Source organism: Wolbachia endosymbiont of Drosophila nikananu (assembly GCF_028981865.1).
GTDB lineage: Bacteria > Pseudomonadota > Alphaproteobacteria > Rickettsiales > Anaplasmataceae > Wolbachia > Wolbachia pipientis_B.
Genome location: NZ_JAPQLL010000038.1, coordinates 1 through 4,629 on the forward strand (window position 1 = coordinate 1; position 4,629 = coordinate 4,629).

Annotated in this window: 3 protein-coding genes and 1 pseudogene; 3 read left to right on the plus strand and 1 reads right to left on the minus strand. The window is 37.1% G+C overall.

Annotated features, from left to right (window positions below):
- The first annotated feature begins 270 nt into the window (after nucleotides 1-270).
- The gene (locus OZD67_RS02410) at nucleotides 271-2,934 is read left to right on the plus strand and encodes a 2-oxoglutarate dehydrogenase E1 component (protein WP_182183047.1); all 2,664 of its coding nucleotides are present in this window, start codon (nucleotides 271-273) and stop codon (nucleotides 2,932-2,934) included.
- Here OZD67_RS02410 and OZD67_RS02415 read toward each other — a convergent pair.
- Nucleotides 2,931-3,263 carry a hypothetical protein gene (locus OZD67_RS02415; RefSeq protein ID WP_182184216.1) on the minus strand — a complete coding sequence of 111 codons (333 nt, stop codon included), beginning with the start codon at nucleotides 3,261-3,263 and terminating at the stop codon, nucleotides 2,931-2,933. The genes OZD67_RS02410 and OZD67_RS02415 overlap by 4 nt on opposite strands.
- A gap of 190 nt (nucleotides 3,264-3,453) precedes the next feature.
- On the opposite strand from OZD67_RS02415, the gene OZD67_RS02420 reads away from it, so the two are divergent.
- Together OZD67_RS02420 and OZD67_RS06510 are read left to right on the plus strand one after the other, a co-directional pair.
- The gene (locus tag OZD67_RS02420; RefSeq protein WP_259346616.1) at nucleotides 3,454-3,714 is read left to right on the plus strand and encodes a hypothetical protein; all 261 of its coding nucleotides are present in this window, start codon (nucleotides 3,454-3,456) and stop codon (nucleotides 3,712-3,714) included.
- A 76-nt stretch (nucleotides 3,715-3,790) separates the two neighbouring features.
- Nucleotides 3,791-4,629 (plus strand): annotated as a pseudogene (locus tag OZD67_RS06510) (IS3 family transposase); the annotation flags it as partial.

Here is a 4,629-nt window from a genome sequence, read left to right on the forward strand (position 1 = left end):
TGCGGAAAACCTGGATTCCAGACTGGAATGACACCTAGGGGGCTTGGATGACACCATTCTTTTTTCTGGATCCCAGTGTCACGCACTGGGATGACAAGAAAGGAGCACTGCCATTATAGAGTAAACCAGTGTCAAGCACTGGCATGACACCCTACTAGTAGCACAATGTTCGTACAGCTGTAAGTGCAACTTAATAATTAGAAACTATAGGAGTTCTTTTTTAAAAAACTTAAGGTATAATATAATTATTTGATATCTTATATAGTAATTATGCCAAGTTTAAGCTGCCTTTATGGTGATAATGCAGAATTTGTGGAAGAAATGTATAGCCGTTATCTGCAGGGCGATAAATCAATCGGGGAAGATTGGTACAGAATTTTTTCAAGCAATTTAGAAGTTAATAAAGCGGAGTCTTGCGGTGCACAGCATGTAGTCAAAGCAGATGATTCAGTTTCTGATCTGGCAAATTTCTTCAGATCTTATGGTCATTTTTTTGCAGACCTTAACCCATTGTCGCCGAACGCAAGTCAAGAAGTAGACTATCAAAAATATTCAAATCTCTCTCCAACGAGTGATGCTGGAATCTACAGAGATATTTACTGCAAGAATATCGGTTTTGAATTTATGCATATCTCCTCTTATGAGGAGAGGATGTGGCTGCAGGAAAAGATCGAAAATCAAACCTATACACTGAGCTCACAAGATAAAAGGGAAATACTGAGGCACTTGATCGAATCTGAAATGTTCGAACAATTTCTCCATATGAAATTTCCTGGATATAAACGTTTTTCTATCGAAGGTGGAGAGTCAACTATTGTTGCAATTGAGAGAATTATTAGTGATTCCGCGGCTTTTGGCATTGAAGAAGTAGTTCTTGGCATGGCTCACCGCGGACGACTTAATGTTCTGACCAAAGTTATGGGCAAAGAATATGTGGCAATGCTATCTGAGTTTCAAGGTAATCTTGCATATCCAGGTGGTCTTGAGGTGTCTGGTGATGTTAAATATCACCTTGGTTATTCTTCTGATCGCGCACTTGCTGGTGGTAAAAAAATACATTTGAGTTTATGCCCTAACCCATCTCACCTTGAAGCGGTAAATCCGGTTTTAGCTGGAAGAATAAGAGCAAAACAAAATACGAGGTCTGTGCTTGGAATATCGATTCATGGCGATGCAGCTTTCATTGGGCAAGGAGTGGTTGCTGAAACCCTGACATTAAGCAATATTGAAGGCTATAAGGTGGATGGCATTGTACATATTGTCATTAATAACCAAGTTGGCTTTACTGCAAACCCATGCTGTGCGCGATCTTCTTTTTATTGCACTGATGTAGCAAAATCAATAGAAGCCCCAGTATTTCACGTAAGTGGAGATAATCCAGAAGCAGTAAATTTTGTTGCAAGTCTGGCAATGGAATATAGGCAGAAGTTTAAAAAAGATGTGGTGATTGACATAATATGCTACCGCAAATATGGTCATAATGAAGGCGATGAACCTAATTTCACTCAGCCACTCATGTATAAGCTGATATCAAAGCATAAAACTCCAGGAACGCTATACGAAGAGAAGTTGACTGCAGAGAAAGTATTAGGTAGCGATGAAGTAAATAAATTGCGCAGCAAATTCAGGGCAAGATTGGATGAAAGCCTTACTGAATCATCGGCTTATACTCCAAGAAAAGCTGACTGGTTTGATGGAGTGTGGTCAAAATTAAGAAGAGCAAGATTGAACGATTTGAGCGAATACTATACGGACTCTGGTGTTTCACCGAGTGAGCTAAAAAAACTAGGTGTGCATATAAATAGCAATATCCCAAGCGGTTTTAATATCAACAATAAAGTTAGAAAAATACTCGATGGAAGAACAGACAGTATAAATTCCGGTAGGAATATAGACTGGGCAACTGCTGAAAGTCTTGCGTTTGCATCGCTACTTAAAGAAGGGATAGAAGTGCGTTTATCAGGCCAAGACTCTGGTCGTGGCACTTTCTCGCACCGTCATTCAAGGCTTGTTGATCAAGTAACAGAAGAAGCATTTATTCCACTGAATAATATAAATAAAAAGCAAGCTCGCTTTGAAGTTATAGATAGCGCACTATCTGAGTATGCTGTAATGGGCTTTGAGTATGGATATAGCCTAGATTCTCCGTACTCACTGGTGCTCTGGGAAGGGCAGTTTGGTGATTTTGCAAATGGCGCGCAGATTATGATCGATCAATTTATTGCATCTGCAGAAACAAAGTGGTTGCGATCAAGTGGTCTAGTTTTACTTTTGCCTCATGGTTATGGAGGACAAGGACCTGAACATAGTTCTGCTCGCATAGAGAGATTTTTGCAACTCTGCGCAGAGGATAATATGCAGGTAGTTAATTGTTCCACTCCGGCAAATTACTTTCACGTTTTGCGCCGGCAAATTCATAGGGACTTTCGTAAACCTTTGGTAGTATTTACACCTAAATCGCTACTGCGTCACAAAAGAGCAGTTTCTGACCTGTCTGACTTTGAAGGAAAATTCCTCGCGGTAATTCCAGAACATAGAACATGTTTAGTTTCAAATGACAAAATACGCAAAGTTATGATATGTAGTGGCAAAGTTTATTACGACGTAATTGAAATGCTTGAAACACAAAAAATAAATGACATAGCAGTAGTGCGTTTAGAACAATTCTATCCGTTTCCTGCTGATAAACTAAGTAACGAACTTAAAAAGTACAAAAATGCTGAAATTATATGGTGTCAAGAAGAACCAAAAAATATGGGAGGATGGTTTTTTATTAACCCATTAATAGAAGAAGCGTTATCTGATCTCAATATTCAAGCAAAAAGACCTAAGTGTATTGCAAGACCTGCTGCTGCATCTCCTGCATGTGGTTATGCTAGTGTTCATGCTCAGCAACAAGAAGATATTTTAAAGCAGGTTATGCAGGGGATCTAGCACAATTGTGCAAATATTGAAGCGAAAGCTGGCAAGCGAACATTGTTCATCAGATCTTGACGCTGGGCACTGCAGCCAGGCGCGATAGAAAACGTATCACACCAATCAAACCTCTTTCGTATCTGTTCAGGATAGCGGCAAGACCATAGAGTAAATGTGAGGTAAGTCCTTACAATAAATGGTGTCATCCCAGTGCTTGACACTGGGATCCAGCTTTTGATCGAAAATGTTGTATAGTGCGTTTGTTTACAATTTTTCTGGATCCCAGTGTCTGGGCACTGGGATGACACCTTTGTGTTTGAGGCAAAATCGGCTATAACACTTAACATACTGCCTTTGCAAACAAATGTTCGTACAGTTGTGTATCACGCACTTTGCTTCAATATTTGTACATTAGCCATGCATCTGAACAAATACTTTCATTCTATTAAAAAGCTACAATATTTATTAAAATTTTCATTTATTTTTATTCAAAAAGTAAATATTATTAATATTTACTTTAACTAATATAGGAAATATATGAATACAAAAATATTTGAGATGTTAATAAAGAGAACTGGTCTACGCAGCTATAGCAAAGCTGAGATCATACAGTTAAATAGAAATGAAAAAGCTTTCATAGATGAGGATAAAAAATCTATTGAATTAGCTGAGGCTATTTTTGAAGAAAGTAGTATGTTTTGTTTTCACGATGCAAATTACTTTGCTATGGATTACATCTTGCATAAACTAATAAGTGATAAAAAGCTTTTCGATGAAATGAAAGATAGAGGTACATGACCTTACCCAGAAAAAGTAGAGAGGAAGTTAAGACGTTTTTGAAGTAAAATAGAACGTTTTTTCAAAGAGGTGTAATATGGGAAACAGAAGGGAATATATAATAGAGTTTAAATTGGAAGCAATAAAACTAGTAAGAGAAACAGGTCAACCGTCAGCAAAAATAGCAAGAGATTTAGGCATGAGTGGAGATTTATTAAGCAGATGGGTAAGAAAATATAATGAAAAAATGTCAGAAGTAGATGCATTTCCAGGCAAAGGAAAGTTAGCTACTTATGACAAAGAAAGGTTTGACTTAAAGAAAGAGTTAGCAAGAATAACTAGGGAAAGAGACATTTAAAAAAAAGCCCTGGGATATTTTGCCAGCCAAAAGGAGTAAAATATTCTTTTATAAAAGAGCATAGAAGCAGCTATAAAATACAGGAGTTATGTAGGTTTTTAAATGTATCTGCTTGTGGTTATTATAAATGGGTTGCTCAGGAGAAAAGCAATAAAGAATTAGCAAGAGAGGAGCTTCTAGCAGATATTCAAAAAATATATCAAGCATCACAATGCAGGTACGGAGCTCCTAAAATCCATGCTGAACTAAAAGCTTTAGGCAAAAATTATAACATCAAAACAGTGCAAGATGTAATGCAAAAAAATGGCATTCAAGCTAAGCTTAGAAGAAGATTCAAAACTAAAAAACAGCAAACAGACAGTAGGATTATAGCTCCAAATATCCTGGATCAAAATTTTACTACGGACCAGCCCAATAAGGTATGGGTAACTGATATTACTTATATAAAAACCAAAGAAGGCTGGCTATATTTGGCAGCAATAATTGACTTATATTCACGTATGGTAGTTAATGAGTAGTTCAATGGATAAACAATTAATTATAGATGCTTTATTTATGGCTGTTAATAAACGCAAACC

Bases quoted from the DNA above. Each gene is read 5' to 3' on its own strand.
- OZD67_RS02410 (WP_182183047.1), top strand. From the start codon at position 271: ATGCCAAGTTTAAGCTGCCTTTATGGTGATAATGCAGAATTTGTGGAA.
- OZD67_RS02415 (WP_182184216.1), bottom strand. From the start codon at position 3,263: ATGTTAAGTGTTATAGCCGATTTTGCCTCAAACACAAAGGTGTCATCC.
- OZD67_RS02420 (WP_259346616.1), top strand. From the start codon at position 3,454: ATGAATACAAAAATATTTGAGATGTTAATAAAGAGAACTGGTCTACGC.